This window comes from Methylobacterium sp. A52T (assembly GCF_053346095.1).
On sequence record NZ_JBKFBI010000039.1, the window covers coordinates 1 to 25188 of the forward strand.

Below are 25188 nucleotides of genomic sequence, written 5' to 3' on the forward strand. Positions count from 1 at the left end.
GGCCTCGCCGCCCGCGCGTCCGGCGAGACCGGACCGGCCGGGCCGGGACTGGTCGAGCCCGCGGCCCGGGCCGCCGAGCGCGTCCCGGCCCGGCGGGCCGAGGAGCGGCCGGCCAGCAGCGTCCGGGTCGAGGCGGAGCGGCTCGACGAGCTGATGGACCGGGTCGGCGAGCTGGTCATCGCCCAGGCGCGGCTCAGCCAGCTCGCCGGCCTGCATGCCGATCCCGGCCTGAAGGCCATCGCCGAGGAGATCGAGCGCCTGTCCGCGCGGCTGCGCGATACCACGATGAGCATCCGCATGGTCGCCATCGGCGCCCTGTTCGGCCGCTTCCGCCGCCTCGTCCACGACCTCTCGCGCGATCTCGGCAAGCCGGTCGAGTTCGTCACCGCCGGCGAGGAGACCGAGCTCGACAAGACCGTCATCGAGCGCCTGGCCGACCCGCTCGTCCACCTGATCCGCAACGCGATCGACCACGGCATCGAGGCGCCCGAGCGCCGCGCGGCCGGCGGCAAGGCCGCCACAGGGCGGATCACGCTCACCGCCGAGCATGTCGGCGCGCAGGTGCTGGTGAGCGTGCGCGACGACGGCGCTGGGCTCGACGCGGCCCGCATCCGCGCCAAGGCCGAGGAGAAGGGCCTGTGCGCGCCGGGCGCGGTGCTCACCGACCAGCAGATCTATCAGTTCCTGTTCGCGCCGGGCTTCTCGACCGCCCAGGAGATCTCGGCCCTGTCGGGGCGCGGGGTCGGCATGGACGTCGTCAAGAAGACGATCGAGAGCCTGCGCGGCACGATCGACATCGCGACCGAGCCGGGCGGCGGCACCTGCGTGGCGCTGCGCCTGCCGCTGACGCTCGCGATCATCGAGGGGCTGCTGATCCGGGTGGGGGCGGGACGCTACGTCATCCCGCTGGCCGCGGTGGAGGAATGCGTCGAGCTGCCCGCCAGCGAGCGCGGCGGCCGCGGGCGGGACTTCCTCAACATCCGCGGCGCGCTGGTGCCGTTCCTGCGGCTGCGCAGCCTGTTCGGGGCCGCGGGCGAGCCGGACCTGCACCAGAAGGTGATCGTGGTGGCCGCCGGTGAGGCGCGGGTCGGCCTGGTGGCGGACCAGATCATCGGCAACCACCAGACCGTGATCAAGTCGCTGTCGAAGCTGCACGCGGACGTGGCGACCTTCTCCGGGGCGACGATCCTGGGTGACGGCACGGCCGCGCTGATCATCGATGTCGGCCGTCTCGTGAGCGGCGGGCGCGCCGAGGGCGTGCGCGAGTACCAGGAGGTGGCGTGATGAGCGGCGGCGTGGCGCGCGGAGTCGTCGAGGCCGGCCCGCAGGCGGCCGCCGAAGGCGGTCAGCGGGACGGTCGGCAGGGCGGCCAGCAGGTGGTGATGTTCCGGATCGGCTCGGAGAGCTTCGCGCTGGAGGCCGGGATGGTGCGCGAGATCATCGATCCGATCCCGGCCACGCGGGTGGCGGGGGCGCGCCCGCATATCGATCGGATCGTGAACGTGCGCGGCAACGTCGTGCCTCTGGCCGACATCCGCGAGCGGTTCGGGATGCCGGCGGCGTCGGCGAGCCCGGACACGCGCTTCCTCGTCCTGGAGGTGGCGGTGGCGGGCGACCCCGTGGTCGTCGCGCTGGTGGCCGACAAGGTGTTCGCGGTCACGGAGGTCGATCCGGCGCAGTGCGAGGCGGTGCCGCCCGTCGGCACGACCTGGCGCCCGGAATACATCCGCGCGATCGTCAAGGCGGGGGACGAATTCATCATCGTCCCCGAGCTCGAGCAGATCCTCAACTGAAGTATTTCCGAAGTCTTTCCGAAGTCCTGTCGGAATCTCGTGTTTGCGTAGGGGTAAAGGGCGATGCGTTTCTCGATCAAGGCCAAGCTCGGGGTCGGCTTCGGCGCGATCCTCGTTCTCCTGGGGACGGCCAGCGGGGTCGGCTACCAGAGGCTCACGGCCGCCGACGCGACGATGAAGTACGTCCTGAGCCGCGCCGAGATCCAGAAGCAGGTCCTTGAGGGCAAGGCGCACGCCGTCCGCAGCGCGTTCAACGTCCGCGGGGCCCTGATCAGCCCGGACGAGGCGCAGATGACGGAGTTCGCCAAGCGCTCGGCGACCAACCACGGTGACGCCCTGGCGTCCCTGGCCAAGGTGAAGGCCCTGCTCATGACCGACGAGGGCAGGAGGCTCTACGAGGACCTGTCGGCCAAGTACGAGAAGCAGAGCGCGCTGGGGAACCGGGCTCTGGAGCTGACCCGCGACAATTCCAACGGGAAGACCTGGGCCGAGATCAATGCGGCGGGTCGCCCGGCGCTGGCCGCCCTGCGCACGGACCTCGACGCCCTGATCAACACGGCGACCGACGCCCAGAGCCCCGCCGGAGAGCGGCTCGCCCGGGTCGCCGCGGTGTTCAAGAGCCGGGTCGAGCGGGCCTGGGGGCAGCTGACCTCGGCCACCGGGACGACGAGCGTCGAGGCGCTCCAGCAGCGCGTCGCCCTCGCCAAGCAGTCGCGCGAGGAGATCAACCGGTCGGTGGACGAGCTCGGGTCGGCGGCCCAGGCGGCGGGAATCGCCGTGACGGCCGTCCGCGAGCGGTTCGGGACCTGGGCGTCCTCCTTCCAGCGGGCGCTCGCCCTCGTCGAGATCGGCAGCTCGGTGAAGGCGGCCGAACTGGCCTCGGGCGAGTACGCGACGGTGAGCACGGCCGCGATCAACGCGTTCGAGGCGCTGGCGGAGCGGCAGAAGCGGTTCATGGACGACGCCGCGGCCCAGGCCACCGCGGAATCCGCCCAGGGTCAGACGATCCTGCTGAGCGTGGCGGCGGCCGCGCTCCTCATGGGCCTCGGCATCGCGACCTGGCTCGCTCTGTCGATCTCCCGCGGCCTCGGTCGCGCCGTCTCGCTGGCCGACGCGGTGTCGATGGGCGACCTGAGCCAGACCGCGACGGTCACGACCAACGACGAGCTCGGCGACCTCGTCGGCGCCATGGGCCGCATGACCGAGAACCTGAACGCGACCGCGGCGCTCGCCAACGCGATCGCCCAGGGCGACCTCACCGTGGAGGCCCGGCCGCTCTCCGACAAGGACACGATGGGCCTCGCCCTGCAGACCATGCTGTCGAAGCTGCGCACCGTCGTGGCCGAGGCGACCGCCGCGGCCGGCAACGTCTCGGCGGGGTCCCAGGAGCTCTCGGCCTCGGCCGAGCAGCTGTCGCAGGGTTCGACCGAGCAGGCCTCGTCGACCGAGGAAGCCTCGGCCTCCATGGAGGAGATGGCCGCCAACGTGAAGCAGAACGCCGAGAACGCCAGCCAGACCGAGACGATCGCCCGGCAATCGGCCCAGGACGCCGAGGCGAGCGGCATCGCCGTCGGCCGCGCCGTCGAGGCCATGCAGACCATCGCCCAGAAGATCACCATCGTGCAGGAGATCGCCCGCCAGACCGACCTGCTGGCGCTCAACGCCGCCGTGGAGGCGGCCCGGGCCGGTGAGCACGGTCGCGGGTTCGCGGTGGTCGCCAGCGAGGTGCGCAAGCTCGCCGAGCGCAGCCAGGCGGCCGCGGCCGAGATCGGCACGCTCTCGTCCGACACCGTCAAGGCCGCCCAGCAGGCCGGCGACATGCTCGGCAAGCTCGTGCCCGACATCAAGAAGACCGCCAGCCTGGTCGAGGAGATCACCGCCGCCTGCCGCGAGCAGGATGTCGGCTCGGGCCAGATCAACCAGGCGATCCAGCAGCTCGACAAGGTGACCCAGCAGAACGCCAGCGCCTCCGAGCAGGTCTCGGCCACCTCCGAGGAGCTGGCCACCCAGGCCGAGAAGCTGCAGGCGACGATCGCCTACTTCCGGATCGGCGAGACGGCCGCGCCGGTGGCCGGTGTCGATCAGGCGGTGACGCGGCTGCGCGCGACCGCGGCGCGGATGGGCACGCCCTCGGCGGCGATCCGCTCCCCGAGCCCGAAGCGGGCGGGCGCGCGCGGCCCGGCCGGGGGCGGCTTCGCCCTCGACATGGGCGAGGGCGACGCGCAGGACGCCGCCTTCTCCCGGGTCGCCTGACACCTCGCCCGAGGCCCGGATCCGCGCGGTGCCCGTGCCCGCGCGGATCCCGCCGTTGTCGTGAGCCGCCGTCGCGAGCCGCCGTCGCGCGCCGCGATCCAGCCGGAGACCCTGCATGTCCAGTGTGTGGCAGTACCTGACCCTCGGCCTCGGCGCCGAGACCTTCGGGATCGACGTCGAGCACGTCCACGAGATCCTCGACTACCGGGTCCCGGCCGCGCTGCCGCAGGCGCCGGCCTTCCTGCTCGGCATGATCGACGTGCGCGGGCAGAGCTACCCGGTGGTGGACCTGCGGACCAAGCTCGGCCTGCCGCCGGTGGCGCGCACGCCGGCCACCCGGATCATCCTGCTCAACGTGCCGATGCCCGGCCGGGCGCTGCGGGTCGGGTTCGTGGCCGACCGGGTGATCGAGGTGACCGAGCTCGACCGGGCCGAGATGGAGGCGGCGCCCGAGGTCGGCGGGCGCTGGAACGCCCGCTACATCGCGGGGATCGGCCGCCGGGGCGAGGCCTTCGTGGTGGTGTTCGACCTCGTCGCGCTCATGGACGGCGACGGCCCGGCCCTGGTCGCGACCCCGCAGGCCGCCTGAGGGATCCGCCACCATGGAGGCCGATCCGGGTCACCTGAGCGACCGGCATTTCCGCTCGGTCGCCGACCTCGTCCAGCAGCATGCCGGCATCCAGCTCCCGCCGGCCAAGCGCACCATGGTCGAGGGGCGGCTGCGCAAGCGCATGCGCGCCCTCGATCTCCCGACCCTGGAGGCCTACGGCCGCCACCTGTTCGAGGCCGGCCACCTCGCGGACGAGTTCCCGCACCTCGTCGACTGCGTGACGACGAACAAGACCGACTTCTTCCGCGAGCCCGCGCATTTCGACCTGCTGCGCGAGACGATCGTGCCGCGGCTGGCGGCGCGGGGCGACCGGCCGCTGCTCAAGGTCTGGAGCGCGGCGGCCTCGACCGGGGCCGAGGCCTACACGCTGGCGATGGTCCTGCACGACATGGCCGCCGACCGGTTCCGCTACGCCATCCTCGGGACCGACATCTCCGCGGAGGTGCTCGACCGCGCCCGGACGGCGATCTACCCGGCCGAGATGCTCGACGCGGTGCCGCCGGACCTGCGCCGCCGCTACGTGATGGTCGCGCGCGATCCGGCCCGGCGCGAGGGGCGGATCGTGCCGGAGCTGCGCGCCCGGGTGCGGTTCCAGCGGCTCAACCTGATGGACGAGACCTACCCGATCGACCGGGACGTCGACCTCATCTTCTGCCGCAACGTGCTGATCTACTTCGACAAGCCGACCCAGAAGGCGGTGGTCGCGCGCCTGGCCGGGCACCTGCGCCCCGGCGGCTACCTGATCGTCGGCCATTCCGAATCCATGGCGGGCGTCGGCGTGGCCGGCCTCGACCAGATCTCCTCGACCGTCTTCGGCAAGCTGCGGGAATCCGGCCGGTGAGCGCGTCCAGACCGATCCGCGTCCTGATCGTCGACGACTCGGCCTCCGTCCGCCAGACGCTGTGCAGCATCCTGGGGACGGCACCCGACATCGAGATCCTGGGCACCGCCGCCGATCCGTTCATCGCGGCGCGCCGCATCCAGGAGGAGATCCCGGACGTCATCATCCTCGATCTCGAGATGCCGCGCATGGACGGCCTGACGTTCCTGCGCAAGATCATGGCGCAGAAGCCGCTCCCGGTGATCGTCTGCTCGACCCTGACCGAGGCCGGGTCCCGGATCCTGTTCGAGGTGCTGGAGGCGGGCGCCGTCGACGTGCTGCCGAAACCGCGCGTCGACACCCGCCAGTTCCTGCTCGAATCCACGGTCCGGGTCTGCGACGCGGTCCGGGCCGCCGCCCGGGCCAAGCTGCGCGGGAGCCGGCCGTCCCGGCCCCTGGTGGAGGCGAAGCTCTCGGCCGACGCCGTCCTGCCGCCGCCCGTGCCCGGGCGCGTCGTGGCCGGGACCGACCGGATCGTCTGCATCGGCGCGTCGACGGGCGGCACGGAGGCGCTGCGCGACGTGCTCGAGGTGCTGCCCGCCGAGTCCCCCGGCCTCGTCGTCGTGCAGCACATGCCGGAGCATTTCACGGCGGCGTTCGCCAAGCGCCTGAACGGCCTCTGCGCGATCGCCGTCAAGGAGGCGGAGGACGGCGATCCCGTGGTGCGGGGCCGCGCCCTGATCGCCCCGGGCGGTCGGCACCTCATGGTCGAGCGCCGGGGCGGCAGCTACGCGGTGTCGGTGAAGGACGGTCCCCTCGTCGCGCGCCACCGCCCGTCGGTCGACGTCCTGTTCCGCTCGGCCGCCCGGGCCGCGGCCGCGAACGCGCTCGGCATCCTGCTGACCGGCATGGGCGACGACGGCGCCAACGGCCTGCTGGAGATGCGTCGCGCCGGGGCGCAGACGGTCGCCCAGGACGAGGCGAGCTGCGTCGTGTTCGGGATGCCCAAGGAGGCGATCGACCGCGGTGCGGCCGCCAAGATCCTGCCGCTGGAGCAGATGCACCTGGAGATCCGGCGCTTCGGCCTGCCCGCGGCGCGCTGAGGCCGGGGTGGGCGCCGGGGCCGAGTCAGGTTTAGGACTGGTCGCGTTGCCCGGGCTGCGCCTCCGCCTTCGCCCGGCGTCCGCGCGCGCGGCCGGACGGTTGCGCAGCGCCGCGCCGCGTCCCGCGGGGGCCCGCCTTCACCGGCCGGGCTCCGGGAAGCCCCGTGCTCCCGCCGCGCCGCGCGCCGCGCTGGGCGACCTGCCCGGGACGGTCACCCGCGTCCCGTGTCCCGGAATCCAGCAGGTCCTGAACGCCGGGCGGATGGTCGGGCACGCGGAACAGGCGGGCCAGCCCGTCGGCGACGCCCCGGAGAACGGCGTCTGCCTGCTCGTGATCGTCCTGGCCCTGTACGACGATGAAACTCATCTGCGCACCCGGATATGGTTCGTTCAGGTCCTCAACTCGACACGCTGCGATGGGTTGCCGGGCCTGTCGGAAGTCATCCGACGATCATGCGAATCCGCACGTCATGAACGTCATGTAATCAACCGGTGGTCGTATCGCGTTGAATAATGAATGACTGTGCGCGGTGCCGACGGCGACTCACGGCGATTCCCGGAGTCTTGCTCAACGCACGGTCGGATCGCCTTCGGTGCGATACTGGGCAGAGTTGTGCTGGTGCGCCACGGCACGCGCAGCGCAGCGCGACGGCGGTTCAGTGACCGAGCGACGGGGTGTCGGACCCGTCGGTGCCGACCCGGCCGGCCGGCTCACGCGGCGTAGCGGTCGAGGGCCAGATCGTCGCTCGCGATCTCGGGGGCCCGTCCGGACACGAGGTCGGCGAGCAGGCGGCCCGAGCCGCAGGCCATCGTCCAGCCCAGCGTGCCGTGACCGGTGTTGGTGAATAGGTTCCCGACCCGCGTGCCGCCGACGATCGGCGTGCCGTCCGGCGTCATCGGCCGCAGGCCGGTCCAGAAGGCGGCTCGGTCGAGGTCGCCACCGGCCGGAAACAGGTCCTGCACCGAGCGCGCGAGGGTCTCGCGGCGCGGCAGGCGCAGGGCGCTGCTGAACCCGGCGAGCTCGGCGGTGCCGCCGACGCGGATGCGGTCGCCGAGCCGGGTGATCGCGACCTTGTAGGTCTCGTCCATCACCGTCGAGACCGGCGCGGCCGCCGGATCGGTGATGGGGAGCGTGAGCGAGTAGCCCTTCACCGGGTAGACCGGCAGGGCGATCCCGAGGGGGCGCAGCAGGGCCGGCGTGTAGCTGCCCAGCGCCGCGACGTAGGCATCCGCCCGCAGGAGGTCGCCGTCGGCGGTCTCGACCGCCGTAACCCGGTCCCCGGCGTGGTGCAGGCGCGCGATCGCCGTGCGGTAGCGGAAGGTCACGCCGAGGCCCTCGCAGATCGCGGCGAGGCGCTGCGTGAACAGGTGGGCGTCGCCGGTCTCGTCGCCCGGAAGCCGCAGGCCGCCGACGAAGACGTCGCGCACGGCGGCGAGCGCCGGCTCGGCACTGACGCAGCCGGCCGGGTCCAGCACCGTGTAGGGCACGCCGTAGGCGTCGAGGACGCGGGTGTCGTCGCCGACATGGTCGAGCTGCTTCTGCGTCCGGAAGAGCTGCAGCGTGCCCTTCTCCCGATGGTCGTAGGCGATGCCGGTCTCGGTGCGCAGGTCGCGCAGCGCGTCGCGGCTGTACTCGGCGAGCCGGACCATGCGGCCCTTGTTCCGCTGGTAGGCCTCCTCGGTGCAGTTCGCGAGCATGCGCGTGAGCCACGCGTAGAGGCGGGGCTCGAGCCGCGGCCACAGCACCAGGGGCCGGTGCCGCATCATCAGCCACTTGAGCGCCTTCACGGGGATCCCGGGCGCCGCCCAGGGGGCCGAGTAGCCGGGCGAGACCTGACCGGCATTGGCGAAGCTGGTCTCCAGGCCGGAGCCCGGCTGGCGCTCCAGCACGGTGACCTGATGGCCGGCCCGGGCGAGGTAGTAGGCCGAGGTGACGCCGACGACGCCGCCGCCGAGGATCAGGACGTGCATGGCGGGCCTCAGGCTCCGAGATAGATGCGGTGGAAGCGGTGGCCGAGGTTCGTCAGGACCTCGTAGCCGATCGTGCCGGCCGCGGCCGCGACGGCGTCGACGTCGCGCTCCGGCCCGACGATGTCGACGAGCGCCCCCGGCCCGAGGGTGCCGGGCGCCACGTCGGTGACGTCGAGGACGAGGCTGTCCATCGAGACGCGCCCGACCACGGGCAGCCGGGCGCCGCCGCACCACGCCGCGCCGCCCGCATTGCTGCGGAAGAACCCGTCCGCGTAGCCGATCGCGACCGTGGCGAGGCGGCTGTCCCGGGCGACGGTCGCCGCGTGCCCGTAGCCGACCGGTGTCCCCGCCGCGACGCTGCGCGTCTGCATCACCCGGGCCCGCAGCCCGATCACCGGCCGCATCGGGTTCTGCGCGCCCTCCTGAGGGGCGATGCCGTAAAGCGCGGCGCCGGGGCGCACCATGTCGAAGTGGAAGTCCGGACCGAGGAAGATCCCCGACGAGGCCGCGAGGCTCGCCGGCACCGCGGGCAGGCGCTGCCGGACCGCCCGGAAGACGGAGAGCTGCGCCGCGTTGACCGGGCTGTCCGGCTCGCCCGCGCAGGCGAGGTGGCTCATCACCAGCCGCAGGTCGAGGCCCGCGAGGGCGTCCGGCCGGTCGAGGAGCGCGCCGACCTCGTCCGGGGCGAGGCCGAAGCGTGCCATGCCGGTATCGACCTGGAGGATCGCCGGCAGGCGCCGCGCGCGCCGCCGGGCCAGGCCCTGCCAGCCGCCGAGCTGGGACAGGTCGTTGAGGACGGGCACGAGGTCGTGGTCCGCGCAGGTCGCCTCGCTGCCCGGGGCGGCGCCGTTCAGCACGGCGATCACCGCGCCGGGCCCGAGGATGGACCGGAGGGCGACGCCCTCGCCGACCTGGGCGACGAAGAAGTGCCGGCAGCCCGCGGCGGCCAGGACCGGCGCGACCCGGTCGGCGCCGAGCCCGTAGGCGTCCGCCTTGACGACGGCCGCGCAGGCGGCCGTCCCGGCTCGCGCGGCGAGCAGGCGGTAATTCTCCGCGATGGCCGCCAGATCGATCGTGAGGAGGGCGGAGGCCGTCCCGGCCGGGCCCGCATCGGGCCGGAGCTCGCGGTCGATCATGCTCATGGCGGCCCTCGGAACGGCGCTCGGATGCAGTGCCGGAAGGCTACACGAAGGATCGTCGAACGAGCGTGCATCCTGTCGAAGAGATTTGAGTTTTGAGCTTGGCCGTGAAAAGATCTGCGGTCAGTTCGAAGATCCTGCGAGGCGCGCGTGGACGCGATCGACCGCCGCATCATCCAGGCCCTGCGCGGCGACGGCCGGATCAGCAACGCGGATCTCGCCGCGGCGGTCGGCCTGTCGGCGTCCGCCTGCCATCGCCGCGTGCGGCTGCTGGAGGAATCCGGCGTCATCCGGGGCTACACGGCGCTGATCGGCGGCGCGGTCGACGGGCCGGGCCTCGTGGTCCTCACGCAGTTCACCCTGGACCGACAGACCGAGGACTATCTCAACCGGTTCGAGGCGGCCGTCCGGCGCTGTCCCGAGGTGCAGGATTGCTATCTGATGACCGGCACGGCCGATTACCTCGTGAAGCTCAAGGTGATCGACGCGGCCGACTACGAGCGGCTGCACAAGGATGTTCTGTCGCGCCTGCCGGGGGTCGCCCGGCTGCAGTCGAGCTTCGCGATCCGGACCGTCGTGGCCGCCGGCCGGCCGCTCTGAGGAAGCCCCGCCATGACGCCGAGCACCGAACCGCGCGGGGACGCCCCCTGCGACCTGCGCCTCCACGACGCCGCGCTCGCCGAGGGAAGCCGGGCGACCATCGACATCCGGGGCGACCGCGTGACGGCTCTGCGGGATCGCGGCGCGCCGCTGCCGCCCGCCGGCCGCACGATCGATCTCGGCGGCGCCCTGGTGCTGCCGGGCCTGTCGGACGGGCACGTCCACCTCGACAAGTGCCTGCTCGGCCTGCCGTGGCGCCCGCACGCGGCGGCGGGGTCCGTCCGCGCGATCATCGACGACGAGAAGACGTTCCGCCGCGCCACGCGGATCCCGCTCGCCGAGCAGGGCGCCGAGGCGCTGCTGGAACGCATGCTCCGCGGCGGCACGACGAGCCTGCGGACCCATGTCGACGTCGACGACGTCACGCGGCTCGACCACCTCGCCCAGATCCTCGACCTGCGGGCGCGCTGGGCCGACCGCCTGCAGATCCAGATCGTCGCCTTCCCGCAGAGCGGGATCCTGGGCTGCCCGCCGGTCGCCGACGACCTGGACGCGGCCCTGCGGATGGGCGCGGACCTCGTCGGCGGCCTCGATCCCGTCGGCATCGACGGAGACCGCGACGGTCACCTGGACATCGTCTTCGCCCTGGCCGAGCGGCACGGACGGGGCATCGACATCCATCTCCACGAGGGCGGCGCGGCCGGCCTCGCCACGATCGCGGCGATCGCGGCCCGCACCGAGGCGGCCGGGCTCGGCGGGCAGGTCACGATCAGCCACGCCTTCGCCCTCGCGGAGGCCGACGACCTGGAGCTCGGCCGGATCGCCGAGGCCCTGAACCGGGCCGGCGTCGCGATCCTCAGCAGCGTGCCGGGCGGGGCCCGATGCCCGCCGATCCCGCGGCTGCGCGCGCTCGGCGTCCCGGTCTGCCTCGGCACCGACAACGTCCGCGACTGCTGGAACCCCGCGACGGTGACCAGCATGGTCGCCCGCGCCCAGCTCGCCGCCTACCGGTTCGACCTGCGCACCGACGCGGACCTCGCGGCGCTGCTGGCGCCGATCACCGCCGTCCCGGCGCGGGTGCTGGGCCTCGGTCCGGGCGCGGTGGCGCCCGGCGCGCGGGCCGACCTGATCGCCTTCGCGGCCGGCGGCGTGCCGCAGGTGATCGCGGAGCGCCAGGAGCCCGTGCTCGTCGTGGCGCGGGGCGCCGTCGCGGTCGACCGGCGCGCCGCCGCCGGGGACCCGCCGCCGTGAACGACCGCGCGCTGCGCTACCTGCTGGCCGTCGTGCGCGCGGGCTCGGTCCGGGCGGGCCCCCCGGGGCTGTGCGGCGCCGGCCCCGCGGGGGGCCCGCGGGCCGCCCCCCCGGCGGGCCGGGGGGGGGGGGGGCGGGGCCGGGGCGCCCGCCGAGGTGCTGAACGTCGCCGCCTCGGCGGTGAGCCGGCAGATCATCGAGCTGGAGGCGCAGGTCGGCGAGACCCTGCTCGAGCGCCTGCCCCGGGGCGTGGTCCCCACCGAGGCCGGCCGCCTCGTCGCCGAGCACGCGCAGCGGCAGGCCGACGAGGCGGCCCTGCTGGAGGACCAGCTGAAGCGCCTGCGCGGGGTGCAGCGGGGCACGGTCAGCCTGCGCTGCGGCGCCGGCTTCCTGATCGACCTCCTCGACAACGCCCTCGCCGGCTTCGCCCATGATCATCCGGGCATCGCCTATCAGGTCGAGATCGGCACCACCGACGGGATCCTGGCGGCGATCGCCCGGGGGGACGCGGATATCGGCCTCGTCTACAACCCGCCCGCGCACCCGGATGTCCGCGGGATCGTCTCCGCCCGGCAGCCGCTCCTCGCCATCCTGCCGATGGGGCATCCCCTCGCCGACGGCGCGGCCCCCGTCCCGCTGCGCAGCTTCGCCACCGAGCCCGCCGCCCTCCTGCCCCCCGACCACGGGGTCCGGCAGCTGATCGGCCGCGTCGAGGCCGACGGTGGATTCCGGCTGGTGCCGCGGCTGGAGACGGCGTCCTTCGAGCTGCACCGCCGCTTCGTGATGGCCGCCATGGGCGTCGCGTTCCTGCCCCGCTTCGTGGTCGCGGCCGAGCTGCGCGACGGCCTCCTCGAGGCGGTTCCCCTGCGCGACGCCATCCTGTCGGAGGCGAGCGCCCACCTCGTCGTCCGCGCGGGGCGGCGCCTGCCGGAGGGCGCGGCGCGGCTGCTCGGCTGGCTGGCCGACCACATGGTGGCGTTCCGACCGCCGCCGGCGTGACGCGAGCGTGCGGAATTTCCGCACGCTTCGTGCAGAAATCGGTTGTTGTCGCAACGCTCGTTTGCCGGAACGATTGGGCCGCTTCGTGAGGACGGATCGGCATGACCATCGCAACGGTAGGCGTCGTCGGGCTCGGCAACATGGGTCTGGGCATGGCCGCGACCCTGGCCCGCAAGGGCTTCGCGGTCCTGGGCTACGACCTCAGTCCGGCCCGGCGCCCCGCCGCCGAGGCGGCCGGCGTGACGACGGTCGACGCCCTCAACGACGTGCTCGGCCGGGCCGACGCCCTGGTCTTCTCGCTGCCGCTGGCGCGGGACGTGGAGGCGGTGGTCACCGCGGAGGGCGGCCTCCTGTCCCGGACCGACCGGAAGGTGGTGGTGATCGACACCTCGACCTCGGATCCCGGCACGACCCGGCGCCTCGCCGAGCGCCTCGCCGCGGCCGGTCACGCGCTCCTCGACGCGCCGGTGAGCGGCGGCCCGTCCGGCGCCGCCGAGGGCACCCTGACCATGATGATCGGCGGGGCGGCGGCGGATTACGAGCTGGCCCGTCCGGTCCTGGAGGCCATGTCGGCCCGGGCGCCGCATGTCGGGCCCTCGGGCGCCGGCAACATCGTCAAGCTCGTCAACAACCTGCTGGTGGCGGCCCATCTCGTGACCACCGGCGAGGCCCTGCGCCTGTCCGAGGCGGCGGGCCTCTCGGCCGAGGAGGCCGTCAAGGTCGTCAACACCGCCACCGGCCGCAGCGCGATCAGCGAGGTCATGGTCCCGCGCTGGGTCCAGTCCGGCACCTTCGACAGCGGCTTCTCGGCCGGCCTGATGCGCAAGGACGTGCGCCTCGCCCTCGAACTCGCCGCCGAATGCGGGATCGACCTGCCGCTCTCCGCCGAGGTGAAGCGGATCTGGCAGGCGACGCAGGCCGCCATCCCCGACACGGCCGACTTCACCCGCATGGCCGATTACCGCGATCCCAAGGGAGCCCACTGATGTCCGGCACGCCCCACTCGCCCGCCGCCGACCGGGTCGCCGCCCTCCTGGCCGACCTGCTGCCGGGCGGCCGCATCGGCAGCGTCGTGGCCGGCGAGATCCTCGGCGGGACCGGCGCCGCCCTCGATCTCACCAACCCCGCCGACGGCGGCGTGCTCGCGACCTTCGCCGATGCCGGGCCGCCGGTCGTCGAGGCCGCCATGGCGGCGGCAAGCGACGCCCAGCGCGCGTGGTGGGGGATGAGCGCCGCCGCCCGCGGCCGCGCGCTGTGGGCGGTCGCCGCCCTGGTCCGGCAGCACGCCGGCGCGCTCGCCGAGTTGGAGACCCTCTCGGCCGGCAAGCCGATCCGCGACACCCGCGGCGAGGTCGCCAAGGTCGCCGAGATGTTCGAGTACTACGCCGGCTGGTGCGACAAGCTGCACGGCGACGTCATCCCGGTCCCGACCTCGCACCTGAACTACACCCGCCACGAGCCCTTCGGCACCGTGGTGCAGATCACCCCCTGGAACGCGCCGATCTTCACCGCGGGCTGGCAGATCGCGCCGGCGCTCTGCGCCGGCAACGCGGTGGTGCTGAAGCCCTCCGAGCTGACGCCCCTGACCTCGCTGGCGCTGGGCCTGCTCTGCGACCGCGCCGAGGGGATGCCCCGCGGCCTCGTCTCGGTGCTGGCGGGCGCCGGCCCAACCACCGGCGCCGCGGCGGTCGCCCATCCCGAGACACGGCTGGTCGTGTTCGTGGGCTCGGCCGAGGCGGGCGCGCAGATCGCCGCCGCGGCGGCCCGCGCCGTCGTGCCGAGCGTGCTGGAGCTCGGCGGCAAGTCGGCCAACATCGTGTTCGCCGACGCCGACCTCGACCGGGCGCTGATCGGCGCGCAGGCCGCGATCTTCGGCGGCGCCGGCCAGAGCTGCGTGGCGGGCTCCCGGCTCCTCGTGCACCGCTCGATCCACGCGTCCTTCGTCGAGCGCCTGTCGCGCGCCGCCGCGCGCATCCCGGTGGGCGTCCCGACCGACCCGGAGACGCAGATCGGCCCGATCAACAACCGGCGGCAGCGGGACAAGATCGCCGGCATGGTCGAGGCCGCCGCGGGGGCCGGCGCGACCATCGCGGCGGGCGGGGCCTGCCCCGCCGCCTTGCGCGACACGGGCGGCTTCTACTACGGCCCGACCATCGTGGACGGCGTCGCGCCGGACGCGGTGATCGCCCGGGAGGAGGTGTTCGGCCCGGTTCTCACGGTCCTGCCGTTCGACGGCGAGGACGAGGCGGTCGCGCTGGCCAACGGCACGCCCTACGGCCTCGCCGGCGCGGTCTGGACCGGCGACGGCGGGCGCGGCCACCGGGTCGCGGCGGCCTTGCGGGCCGGCACCGTCTGGGTGAACGGCTACAAGACCATCAACGTGGCCTCGCCCTTCGGCGGCTTCGGCCGCTCGGGCTTCGGCCGCTCCTCCGGCCGCGAGGCGCTGATGGCCTACACCCAGACCAAGAGCGTCTGGGTCGAGACCGCCGCCGCGCCGGCCGTGACCTTCGGCTACGTGGGCTAGCGCTGTGCCCGACCGCGGACCGACAGACTGACGGGCGCGGCGCGGGTTCCGACAGCGCGACGGTCCCCCTCTCCCGTGCGGGAGAGGGTCGGGGTGAGGGTCGAGAAGGTTCAGAATCGAGCGCACCATCGCGGCGGGTACAGGTCACGCCTCATCCGGAAAGACCTGGATCCCTCACCCTGTCCCTCTCCCGCACGGGAGAGGGGACTCGCGCTCCATCCGGCTCGGGCACGCCCCTCGGCGTCGTCCGCGCAGCGATCCACCGACAAGCCGGCGATCAAGACCGGCACGCAGAGCAACGGGGAGCCCCCAAGGGGGCCAAGGAGGATGATGATGGCGGGGGAACTGTTTGCGACGAACACGCGGCCGGTCGCGCCGCCCGTCTCGGGCGGGGGTAAGCTGACGCTGTTCCTGCTCGCCCTCGTCATCGTCGTCATCGCGGAGGCGATCGGCAACGTCAGCATTCCGGTGGGCGCCGGCAAGATCGTGCTGCTCCCGCTGCTCTGGGCCCTGCTGCTGGGCGGCGCGCTGGGGCTGATGAGCCCGCGCCTGCCCGCGCCGCTGCGGCTGTCGGGCGCCCTGCAGAACGCGGCCGGCGCCTACCTGCAGCCCGCGCTCCTGATCTTCATCGCCAAGCTCGGCCTGCTGGTCGGCGGGTCGCTGCCGAAGATCCTCGCCTCGGGCTGGGCCCTGGCCTTCCAGGAATTCGGCCACTTCTTCGGCACGATGGTGTTCGGCCTGCCGGTGGCGCTCCTGCTCGGCATCAAGCGCGAGGCGATCGGCGCGACCTTCTCGGTGGGCCGCGAGCCCAGCCTCGCCATCATCGGCGAGCGCTACGGCATGGACTCGCCGGAGGGGCGCGGCGTGCTGGCCGAGTACCTGACCGGCACGGTGTTCGGCGCGGTGTTCATCGCCCTGCTGGCCGGGCTGATCGCCAGCCTCGGCATCTTCAACCCGCTGGCGCTGGCGATGGGGGCCGGCGTCGGCTCCGGCAGCATGATGGCCGCCGCCTCGGGGGCGATCGCGGCCCAGCAGACGCCGGAGGTCGCCAAGGACGTCGCCACCTTCGCGGCGGCCAGCAACCTCGTCACCACCACGATCGGCACGTACTTCACCCTGTTCCTGTCGCTGCCCTTCACGATCTGGGCCTACGGCAAGCTGGAGCCGATCCTCGGCCGCAACCGGCCGGACGCCGCCCGCCCGGCGGCCGCCGAGCCGCAGGACGCCGCGCCGGCTCATCAGGAGGTGCGGATCGGCCTCGGCGAGACCGTGCTCGCCTGGATCCTGATCGGCGCCTACGGGCTCATCGGCAACTGGCTGACCTATGGGATCGTCCCCGACGCGAGCGTCGTGGCCGGGATGGCGATCATCATCGGCACCGTGCTCGCCGGCTGGGGCCTCTACCTGCTCCTCGGCCGGCGCCTGCCCGCCGTCCTGTGGGTGTCGATCATCGGCATGGCGCTGACCTATCCCGGGACGCCCTACGCGGCCGAGATCGCGGCCCTGACCGGCAAGCTCAACTTCCTGGCGCTGGCCACGCCGATCCTGACCTTCGCGGGGCTCTCGGTCGCCAAGGACGTGCCCGCCTTCCGCCGCCTCGGCTGGCGGATCGTCGTGGTCTCGTTCATGGCCAATGCCGGGACCTTCCTCGGCGCGGCCCTCATCGCGCAGTTCTTCATGCACCCGCCGCTGGGGTGAACCGCCGCGCCGATCGGCGTAGGGTCCGGGCGGGGGATCGAGGCGCTCCGGCAGCCTCCCGTATCTGAGAGAGATCGCATGCGCATCGAGGCGGAGACCGTGGAGCGGATGGTCGCGTGGCGGCGCGACCTGCACGCCCATCCCGAGCTGGCCTTCCAGGAGGTCCGCACGGCGGATCTCGTCGCCCGGGAACTGGCCGCCTGCGGCCTGTCGGTGAAGACCGGGCTCGGGCGCACCGGCGTGGTCGGGACCCTGAGCCGGGGCGACGGCCCGACCATCGGCCTGCGCGCCGACATGGACGCCCTGCCGATCCAGGAGGCGACGGGTGCCGCTCACGCGTCCCGGACGCCCGGCGTGATGCATGCCTGCGGCCATGACGGCCACGTGGCGATGCTGCTCGGCGCGGCGCGGCACCTCGCGTCGCGCACCGACCTGTCCGGGACGGTCCACTTCATCTTCCAGCCGGCGGAGGAGTGCGAGGGCGGCGGGCGCGCCATGGTCGAGGACGGCCTGTTCCGGCTGTTCCCGTGCGATTCCGTCTACGGCCTGCACAACTGGCCGGGCCTGCCGCTCGGGACCTTCGCGACCCGGGTCGGCGCCATCATGGCCTCCCTGGACACGTTCGAGATCGCGGTCGCCGGGTTCGGCACCCACGCGGCCATGCCGGAGCGCGGCACCGACACGCTGGTGGTCGCCTCCGAGATCGTCCTCGCCCTGCAGACCATCGTGAGCCGCCGGATCGCCCCCACGGACCCGGTCGTGCTCAGCGTCACGCAGATCCACGGCGGCGACGCCTACAACGTCATCCCCGAGCGCGCTTTCATCCGCGGCACGGTCCGCTGCCTGGACGAGGCCGTGCGCAAGCGCGTGGCCGAGCTCGTCGAGGCGATCGCGGGCGGGACGGCCGCCACGCACGGCGCCCGCGCGGAGGTCGACTACCGGTTCGGATACCCCGCCACCGTCAACACCGCCGACGCCGTCGGCACCGCCCTGGAGGCGGCCGGGGCCGTCCCGGACATCACCGCGCGCCGGGGCGAGGTCGGACCCTCCATGGCGTCGGAGGATTTCGCCTACATGCTCGAGGCCTGCCCCGGCGCCTACGCGTGGATCGGGACCGACGGGACGCGCAAGAGCCTGCCGCTCCACAATCCGGGCTACGACTTCAACGACGAGGCCCTGCCGGTCGGCGCCGCCTACTGGGCCGCGCTGGGGGCGCACAGCCTCAGGTCGTGACGCGGCGCGCACCCTGAAAGACCGCCCGCGCCGGAGGCGCGGGCGGTCCCGACGGCGGGTCTCAGGCCGCCATCGGCCCGTAGCGCCGGTGACCCTTCACGTCGAAGCGGTCGAGCATCATGACCTTGTCCCAGGCCTTGACGAAGTCCGCCACGAAGCGCCGCTGGCCGTCGCTGCCCGCGTAGGCGTCGGCGATGGACCGGAGCTGCGCGTTCGACCCGAAGACGAGGTCGCTGCGGGTCGCCTCGAACTTCGTCTGCCCGCTCGCGCGGTCCTTGAGCGCGAAGGTCATCCCGTCCGGATCCGCTTTCTCCCAGACCAGGTCGACGTCGGTCAGGTTGCGGAAGAAGTCGGTCGTCAGCACCCCGACCCGGTCGGTCAGGACGCCCCGGCTCGACCCGTCGTGGTTGGCGTTGAGCGCGCGCAGGCCGCCGGTCAGGACGGTCCATTCCGGGGCCGTCAGCGTCAGCAGGTTGGCCTTGTCGAGGAACATCTCCTCCGGCGAGACGCTGCGCGTCATCTGCCCGAAGCCGTCGTCGACGTAGTTGCGGAACCCGTCCACCACCGGCTTCAGCCACTCGAACATCTCGAGGTCGGTGAGCGCCTGGGTCGTGTCCACCCGGCCCGGCGTGAACGGGACCGGCGTCTCAACCCCGGCATCGCGGGCCGCCTTCTCCACGGCGACGCAGCCGCCCAGCACGATCAGGTCCGCCAGCGAGATCTTCTTGCCGTCGCTGCGGCCGCCGTTGAAGGCCGTCATCACGCCGCGCAGGGCCTCGACCACGGGCGCGGCCCGCCGGTTGACGGCCCAGTCCTTCTGGGGCGCGAGGGCGAGGCGGCTGCCGTTGGCCCCGCCGCGCTTGTCGCTGTCGCGGTAGGTCGAGGCCGCCGAGAAGGCCGTGAAGGCGAGATCCGAGACCGACAGGCCCGTGCCGGAGATCGCCTGCTTCAGCGCGGCGATCTCCGCCTCGCCGACGAGGTCGTAGTCCCGCTCGGGCAGCGGATCCTGCCACAGGAGCCCGTCCTCGATCACGACCTCGGGGCCGAGGTAGCGGTGCTTCGGACCCATGTCGCGGTGGGTGAGCTTGTACCACGCCTTGGAGAAGGCCTGGGTGAAGGCGTCGAAGTCGTTGAGGAACTTCTCGCAGACCTTCCGGTAGTCGGGATCGACCTTCAGGGCGATGTCGGACGTCATCATCATCAGCGGGTGCATCTGCCCCGCGACGTGGGCGTCCGGCGTCCTCGGCGCGGCGGGATCCTTCGGCGTCCACTGGAGGGCGCCCGCCGGGCTCTTGGTCTGCTCCCACTCGAACTTGAAGAGGTTCTCCAGGTAGGCGTTGTCCCACTTCGTCGGATCCGGGGTCCAGCTGCCCTCGATGCCGTTGGTCATCGTGTCCTTGCCGGAGCCCGTGCCCTTCGGGTTGTGCCAGCCCAGCCCCATCGCCTCCATCGGCGCCATCTCGGGCGGCGGCCCGATCTCCTTGGCCGGCACCATGCCGTGGCTCTTGCCGAAGGCGTGGCCGCCGGCGATCAGCGCCACGGTCTCCTCGTCGTTCATCGCCATGCGGGTGAAGGTGATCCGGATGTCGCGCGCGGAGGCCAGCGGATCGCCGCTGGCGTAGGGGCCCTCCGGGTTCACGTAGATCAGCGCCTGGTGCGAGGCGGCCAGCGGGTTCTCGAGGTCGTAGTCGGCGTCGCCGTTCTTGCCCCGCCAGCGCTTGTCGCGGTTGACCATGTCGTCGAAGCTCGAGACCGAGCCCATCTCGACGACCTCCGGTCCCCAGTAGGTGGCGTCGTCCGCCTCCCAGGCGTCGAGGCGGCCGGCGGCGAAGCCGTAGGTCGGCAGGCCCATGATCTCGAGGGCGCAGTTGCCGGTGAGCACCATCAGGTCGGCCCACGACAGGGCGTTGCCGTACTTGTGCTTGATCGGCTGCAGGAGGCGCCGCGACTTGTCGGTGTTGCCGTTGTCCCACCAGCTCGAGATCGGGGCGAAGCGCTGCATGCCGGTGCCGGCGCCGCCGCGCCCGTCGGCGATCCGGTAGGTGCCGGCCGAGTGCCAGGCCATGCGGATCATCTGCGGGCCGTAATTGCCGTAGTCGGACGGCCACCACTCCACCGATGAGGTCAGGAACTGCTTGATGTCGCGCTTGAGCGCGTCGAAGTCGATCTTGGCGAACTCGGCCGCGTAGTCGAAATCCGGGCCGAGGGGATCGGCCGCCAGCCCGTTCTGGTGGAGCACCTCCACCCGCAGGCGATGAGGATACCAGTTCTCCAGCGTCGGCCGGTTGCCGTGGGCGCCGCCGATCCGGTCGCCGCCGAACGGACACTGGCCTGCCATGTGAAACGACGTCGTGTCCGTCTTGTCGATCGTCTCGCTCATCGGGTGGTCCCCCTAGGTGTTGAGTCGCCGTGGACGGCCCCGCGCCCGGAGGGCGACGGGGACGGGACGGTGCAGCGGTCCGAACCCTCGGGACATTCCCGTCACGCTCGAAGCTGCTGACGAAATGAGGCGGCCCCCGGCGGGATCAAGTTCGGAGTGCCCGGAAGTCTCACCCGCGGCTGTGACGGGATGTCCCGTAATCGAGGCGATGACGTCCTCGTGATCCGGAGACTGGCGACACGGCCGGACGATTTCGCGGTGACGCGTCGGCATCTCGTGATCGACGAGCCCGCCGCCACCGTCGCGCGGCAGCACAGGGAAGGACTACCCTGATCCCGGGGCGCGCGGCGGCGCGGGCCGACCCGGCGGCATCCGCGCCCGCGCGACAAAGGCCATTGGCTGCGCCCGGCGATGGTCATACAGTCATACACATGACCGCCACGTCCGCGCCGCAGCCCGATCTCCGCCTGCCACTCTACCAGCGCCTGCGGGACCAGATCGCCTTCCAGATCGCCCGCAACGTCTGGCGGTCGGGCGAACCGATCCCCACGGAGGCGGAACTGGCGGCGACCCACCGCGTCGCCATCGGCACCGTGCGCAAGGCGATCGACGTCCTCGTCGCCGACGGCCTCGTCGAGCGGCAGCAGGGTCGCGGCACCTTCGTCCGGCGGCCGCGCTTCGACCGGTCCCTGTTCCGGTTCTTCCGGCATCTCGGCCCGGACGGCACCCAGGCCGTGCCGGAGGGGCGGATCCTGTCGCGCGAGGCCTGCCCGGCCCCCGCGACCGTCCGGGAGGCCCTCGGGCTGGACGCGCGCGGCGACGCGATCCGGCTGATCCGGACACGCCACCTCCAGGGCCGCCCGATCCTGTCCGAGACGATCTGGCTGCCGGCCGCGCGGTTCGCGCCGCTCCTCCAGGCCCCGCTGACGGAGATCGGCGACCTCCTCTATCCCGCCTACGAGCGCCTCTGCGGCGAGATCGTCGCCCGCGCCGAGGAGACCCTGACCGTCGGCATCGCCGACGCGACCGACGCGGGGCGCCTCGCGATCGCCGACGGGGACCCGGTCGTCGTCATCGAGCGCCTCGCCTTCGGCTTCGATGCGCGCCCGATCGAGTGGCGGGTGACGCGCGGCGCCGCCCGGGACTTCCGGTATCACGTCGACATACGCTGAAAGGCCGGCGCCTTGACGTGCCGGCCGGCGCGTGCTCATCTATTCATATAAATGACTAGTCCTCTTCGGAGGACGGAGGAAAGCCCGTGTTCCGCTGGTACCGAGAGGTCGGTCCGGCCGAGCGTCGCACCTTCTGGGCCTGTCTGGGCGGGTGGTCGCTCGACGCCCTGGACGTGCAGATGTTCAGCCTCGCCATTCCCGCGCTGGTCGCGAGCTTCGGCCTGAGCCGCTCGGAGGCCGGCGTGATCGGCGCGGTCACGCTCGTGGCGGCGGCGATCGGCGGCTGGCTCGGCGGCCTCGCGGCGGATCGGATCGGCCGCGTCCGGGCCCTCCAGATCACGGTGCTGTGGTTCGCGGTCGCGACCTTCCTGGCGGCCTTCGCGCAGAGCTTCGCCCAGCTGCTGACCCTGAAGGCGCTGCAGGGGATCGGCTTCGGCGCCGAGTGGGCGGCCGGCGCCGTGCTGATGGCGGAGGCGATCCGGCCCGAGCACCGGGGCCGGGCGCTGGGCGCTGTCCAGGGCGGCTGGGCGCTCGGCTGGGGCGCGGCCGTGCTCCTGTCCACGGCGGCGTTCGCGGTGCTCGATCAGGAGACGGCCTGGCGAGCCCTGTTCGCCTGCGGCCTCGCGCCGGCGCTCCTCCTGCTCTACCTCCGCCGCTCCGTCCCCGAGCCGGTCCGGTCCGTGGCAGGGCCGGCGCCGTCACGGGCCGGAGGGCTCGCGATCTTCGCGCCCGGCCTGCGCCGGATCACGGTGCTCGCGACGCTGCTCGGCCTCGGCGCCCACGGGGGCTTCCACGCCCTGTTCACGTGGCTGCCCACCTACCTGAGCGTCGAGCGCGGCGCCTCGGTCCTCGGCACCGGGCTCTACCTCGCCATCATCATCGCGGCCTTCGGCCTGGGCTGCCTCGTCGCCGGCGGCCTCGTGGACCGGCTCGGCCGCCGCCGGACCGTGGCGCTCTACGCCGCCGGCTGCATGGCCCTGGTCGTCCTCTACCTGCTGCTGCCGGTCGGCGGGACGGGCCTGCTCCTCCTCGGGGCACCGCTGGGCTTCTGCACGGCCGGCATCCCCGCGAGCCTCGCGGCGCTGTTCAGCGAACTCTTCCCGGACGGGCTGCGCGGGACCGGGATGGGCTTCTGCTACAACGCCGGCCGCCTCGCCTCCGGCCTGCTGCCCCTCGGCGTCGGCCTGCTCAGCGAGATCCTCGGCCTCGGCCCGGCGATCGGCCTGTCGGCCCTCGGCGCCTACGGGCTCGTCCTCCTCGCCGTCGCGCTCCTGCCGGATCGGCAGTCCGGCGGCGCGCTGATCCCCCAGACCGTGAGATGATCCGATGAACCGGCGCCTCTTCTGCCGCACCCTGCTCGCGGGCGGCGTCACGCTCGCGCTTCCCGTCCGCGGCCGCGCGGCCGGGACCGCCGTCGCCGCCGACGACGGCGTCGCGGCGGTGGACACCCACGCCCACGTCTTCACCCGCTCCCTCACCCTCACGGGCGACCGGCGCTACGCCCCCGACTACGACGCGAGCATCGCCGATTACCGCGCCATGCTGGACCGGAACGGCATGGCCCGCGGCGTGCTGATCCAGCCGAGCTTCCTCGGCACCGACAACGGCTACATGGTCTCGGCCCTGCGCTCCGCGCCGGAGCGACTGCGCGGCATCGCCGTGCTGGCCCCGGAGGCCGAGACCGCGACCCTGCGCGACCTCGCCGGGCAGGGCGTCGTCGGCCTGCGCCTCAACCTGATCGGCCGGCCGGACCCGGATTTCGCCAGCCCGGTCTGGCGCGCCCACCTCGCGCGCGTCGCGGATCTCGGCTGGCAGATCGAGGTCCAGGCCGAGGCGCGGCGCCTCGCGCAGCTCCTGCCGCCGCTGATCGCGGCGGGCGTCCCCGTGGTGGTCGACCATTTCGGCCGGATCGACCCCGCCCTCGGCATCGCCGATCCGGGCTTCGCCAACCTGCTCGGCTTCGGTCGCGGCGGCCGCGTCTGGGTCAAGCTCTCGGGCGCCTACCGCATCGGCAGCGGCGAGGCCGGCCGGCAGACGGCGGTGCAGGCCGCCGAGCGCCTGCGCGGCGCCTTCGGGGCGCGGCGCCTGCTCTGGGGCAGCGACTGGCCGCACACGCAGTTCGAGACCAAGGCCAGCCCCGCCGAGGCCCGGCGCGACCTCGACGCCTGGGTGCCGGACCCGGCCGAGCGCCGGATCGTCCTGGCCGAGACGCCCGCCGAACTCTTCCGCTTCGACCGCTAGGCCGAGGCGGCCCCGCCCGAATTCCAGCGAGGACAGGACCATGGCAACACCGACCATGCCACACGCGGCGGACGCGGCCGCCTTCGAGAGCCGAACGATGCGGAAGGTCGGCCTGCGCCTGATCCCCTTCCTCGTGCTCTGCTACTTCATCGCCTACGTCGACCGGGTGAATGTCGGCTTCGCGGCGCTGACCATGAACCACGATCTCGGCCTCTCCGCCGCGGCCTTCGGCCTGGGCGGCGGCCTGTTCTTCGTGGCCTACGTCCTGTTCGAGGTGCCGAGCAACCTCGCCATGGAGCGCGTCGGCGCGCGGATCTGGATCGCGCGGATCATGATCACCTGGGGACTCGTCGGCATCGGCTCGGCCTTCGTCACCGGTCCGCTGAGCTTCGCCACCGCCCGCTTCCTGCTCGGCGCGGCCGAGGCCGGGTTCTTCCCCGGCGTGATCCTGTACCTGACCTACTGGTTCCCCAAGGCCTACCGGGCGCGGATCGTGGCGATGTTCATGGTCGCGATCCCGCTCTCCAGCTTCTTCGGCTCGCCGCTCTCGGCGGCGCTGCTCACCCTCGACGGCGCCGCGTCCCTGCGCGGCTGGCAGTGGCTGCTGATCATGGAGGCGGTCCCGGCCGTCCTGCTCGGCGTCGCCGCCCTCGCGCTGCTGCCGAGCCGGCCGGCCGAGGCGACCTTCCTCACCCCGGCGGAGCGCGGCTGGCTGACGGACCGGCTGGAGACCGAGCGGCGCGCCGCCGAGGCGAGCGCCGGGCACCACGCCCACGGCCTCGCGGCGGTCTGGGCGGTGCTCGCGAGCCGGCAGGTCTGGCTGCTCGCCGTGGTCTACGCGGGCAGCTCGGCCACCAGCAACACGCTGTCGCTGTGGATGCCGCAGATCCTCAAGGGGTTCGGCCTCAGCAACCTGCAGACCGGCCTGCTGAACATGATCCCGTTCGGCATCGCCTCGGTCTTCATGATCGTCTGGGGCCTGCGGGCGGACCGCAGCGGCGAGCGGATCTGGAGCACGGCCCTGCCGCTGGCGCTGACCTCGGCGAGCTTCGCCCTGACCCTCCTGACGGGCTCCCTCTGGGTCACGCTGGTCCTGCTGTCGCTGGTCCTGCTCGGCAACTACGCGATCAAGGGCCCGTTCTTCGCCCTCGCCACGGAGACGCTGCCGCCGGCCCAGACGGCCGCCGGCATCGCGGCGATCAACACCCTGGCGCATCTCGGCACCGGGGCGATCACCTCGCTGATCGGCGTGCTGCGCGAGCAGACCGGCAGCTTCCCCGTCGCCCTGCTGCCGCTCTGCGCGCTCACGGGCGTCGGCTGCGCCCTGGTCTTCTGGATCGGCCGGCACCAGCCGCGGGCGGCGACCGTCGGGGCGGCCCCGTCGATCGCCCGGGGCTGAGG

The 25188-nt window shown here is 73.2% G+C and carries 20 protein-coding genes; 17 read left to right on the forward strand and 3 right to left on the reverse strand.

Features of this window, described 5'->3' with window-relative positions; translation table 11 throughout:
• The 6 genes from ACLBYE_RS11995 to ACLBYE_RS12020 all read left to right on the forward strand — a co-directional run.
• The coding region (locus tag ACLBYE_RS11995) for a chemotaxis protein CheA (protein ID WP_447694373.1) at nucleotides 1-1284 on the forward strand (1284 nt) is incomplete at its 5' end.
• Complete coding sequence (locus ACLBYE_RS12000; protein ID WP_447694374.1) at nucleotides 1284-1793, forward strand: chemotaxis protein CheW; 510 nt, start codon at nucleotides 1284-1286, stop codon at nucleotides 1791-1793. The genes ACLBYE_RS11995 and ACLBYE_RS12000, both read left to right, overlap by 1 nt.
• Before the next feature lie 63 nt (nucleotides 1794-1856).
• The gene (locus ACLBYE_RS12005; RefSeq protein WP_447694375.1) at nucleotides 1857-4046 is read left to right on the forward strand and encodes a HAMP domain-containing methyl-accepting chemotaxis protein; all 2190 of its coding nucleotides are present in this window, start codon (nucleotides 1857-1859) and stop codon (nucleotides 4044-4046) included.
• A gap of 115 nt (nucleotides 4047-4161) precedes the next feature.
• Nucleotides 4162-4635: a chemotaxis protein CheW gene (locus tag ACLBYE_RS12010; RefSeq protein WP_026604606.1), complete on the forward strand. Its 474-nt coding sequence runs from the start codon at nucleotides 4162-4164 to the stop codon at nucleotides 4633-4635.
• A gap of 13 nt (nucleotides 4636-4648) precedes the next feature.
• Entirely contained in the window at nucleotides 4649-5497 is an 849-nt protein-coding gene (locus ACLBYE_RS12015) for a CheR family methyltransferase (protein ID WP_447694376.1), read from the forward strand.
• Entirely contained in the window at nucleotides 5494-6579 is a 1086-nt protein-coding gene (locus tag ACLBYE_RS12020) for a protein-glutamate methylesterase/protein-glutamine glutaminase (RefSeq protein WP_447694377.1), read from the forward strand. The genes ACLBYE_RS12015 and ACLBYE_RS12020 overlap by 4 nt, the downstream gene beginning before the upstream one ends.
• A 711-nt stretch (nucleotides 6580-7290) precedes the next feature.
• On the opposite strand, the gene ACLBYE_RS12025 is transcribed toward ACLBYE_RS12020, so the two are convergent.
• Both ACLBYE_RS12025 and alr read right to left on the reverse strand, forming a co-directional pair.
• Nucleotides 7291-8550 (reverse strand): D-amino acid dehydrogenase, encoded by a 1260-nt coding sequence (locus ACLBYE_RS12025; RefSeq protein WP_091977935.1) that lies wholly within the window; start codon nucleotides 8548-8550, stop codon nucleotides 7291-7293.
• An 8-nt stretch (nucleotides 8551-8558) separates the two neighbouring features.
• Nucleotides 8559-9692, reverse strand: a complete 1134-nt coding sequence (gene alr / locus ACLBYE_RS12030; protein ID WP_447694378.1) for an alanine racemase — start codon at nucleotides 9690-9692, stop codon at nucleotides 8559-8561.
• Between the two features lie 147 nt (nucleotides 9693-9839).
• Here alr and ACLBYE_RS12035 point away from each other — a divergent pair, with 147 nt between their 5' ends.
• The 7 genes from ACLBYE_RS12035 to ACLBYE_RS12065 all read left to right on the forward strand — a co-directional run bounded on the left by ACLBYE_RS12035 (nucleotide 9840) and on the right by ACLBYE_RS12065 (nucleotide 17994).
• Nucleotides 9840-10289: an Lrp/AsnC family transcriptional regulator gene (locus ACLBYE_RS12035; protein ID WP_192710968.1), complete on the forward strand. Its 450-nt coding sequence runs from the start codon at nucleotides 9840-9842 to the stop codon at nucleotides 10287-10289.
• 12 nt (nucleotides 10290-10301) lie between these two features.
• Complete coding sequence (locus ACLBYE_RS12040; RefSeq protein ID WP_447694379.1) at nucleotides 10302-11540, forward strand: amidohydrolase; 1239 nt, start codon at nucleotides 10302-10304, stop codon at nucleotides 11538-11540.
• Nucleotides 11541-11696: 156 nt separating this feature from the next.
• On the forward strand, nucleotides 11697-12539 hold the full coding sequence (locus ACLBYE_RS12045) for a LysR substrate-binding domain-containing protein (RefSeq protein WP_447694380.1): 843 nt from the start codon (nucleotides 11697-11699) through the stop codon (nucleotides 12537-12539).
• 101 nt (nucleotides 12540-12640) lie between these two features.
• Nucleotides 12641-13525 carry an NAD(P)-dependent oxidoreductase gene (locus ACLBYE_RS12050; RefSeq protein ID WP_447694381.1) on the forward strand — a complete coding sequence of 295 codons (885 nt, stop codon included), beginning with the start codon at nucleotides 12641-12643 and terminating at the stop codon, nucleotides 13523-13525.
• Entirely contained in the window at nucleotides 13525-15063 is a 1539-nt protein-coding gene (locus ACLBYE_RS12055; protein WP_447694382.1) for an aldehyde dehydrogenase family protein, read from the forward strand. Before ACLBYE_RS12050 ends, ACLBYE_RS12055 begins: the two co-directional genes overlap by 1 nt.
• Nucleotides 15064-15396: 333 nt before the next feature.
• Nucleotides 15397-16761 carry a DUF3100 domain-containing protein gene (locus tag ACLBYE_RS12060; protein ID WP_447694383.1) on the forward strand — a complete coding sequence of 455 codons (1365 nt, stop codon included), beginning with the start codon at nucleotides 15397-15399 and terminating at the stop codon, nucleotides 16759-16761.
• 78 nt (nucleotides 16762-16839) lie between these two features.
• Entirely contained in the window at nucleotides 16840-17994 is a 1155-nt protein-coding gene (locus tag ACLBYE_RS12065) for a M20 aminoacylase family protein (RefSeq protein ID WP_447694384.1), read from the forward strand.
• A gap of 61 nt (nucleotides 17995-18055) precedes the next feature.
• Here ACLBYE_RS12065 and katG read toward each other — a convergent pair whose 3' ends face one another.
• On the reverse strand, nucleotides 18056-20374 hold the full coding sequence (katG, locus tag ACLBYE_RS12070) for a catalase/peroxidase HPI (RefSeq protein WP_447694385.1): 2319 nt from the start codon (nucleotides 20372-20374) through the stop codon (nucleotides 18056-18058).
• Between the two features lie 431 nt (nucleotides 20375-20805).
• Here katG and ACLBYE_RS12075 point away from each other — a divergent pair, with 431 nt between their 5' ends.
• The 4 genes from ACLBYE_RS12075 (at nucleotide 20806) to ACLBYE_RS12090 (ending at nucleotide 25186) form a co-directional block, all read left to right on the forward strand.
• On the forward strand, nucleotides 20806-21546 hold the full coding sequence (locus ACLBYE_RS12075; RefSeq protein WP_447694386.1) for a GntR family transcriptional regulator: 741 nt from the start codon (nucleotides 20806-20808) through the stop codon (nucleotides 21544-21546).
• A gap of 86 nt (nucleotides 21547-21632) precedes the next feature.
• The gene (locus tag ACLBYE_RS12080; RefSeq protein ID WP_447694387.1) at nucleotides 21633-22868 is read left to right on the forward strand and encodes an MFS transporter; all 1236 of its coding nucleotides are present in this window, start codon (nucleotides 21633-21635) and stop codon (nucleotides 22866-22868) included.
• A gap of 4 nt (nucleotides 22869-22872) precedes the next feature.
• Nucleotides 22873-23787, forward strand: a complete 915-nt coding sequence (locus ACLBYE_RS12085; protein WP_447694388.1) for an amidohydrolase family protein — start codon at nucleotides 22873-22875, stop codon at nucleotides 23785-23787.
• 40 nt (nucleotides 23788-23827) lie between these two features.
• On the forward strand, nucleotides 23828-25186 hold the full coding sequence (locus ACLBYE_RS12090) for an MFS transporter (RefSeq protein ID WP_447694389.1): 1359 nt from the start codon (nucleotides 23828-23830) through the stop codon (nucleotides 25184-25186).
• Nucleotides 25187-25188 lie beyond the last annotated feature (2 nt).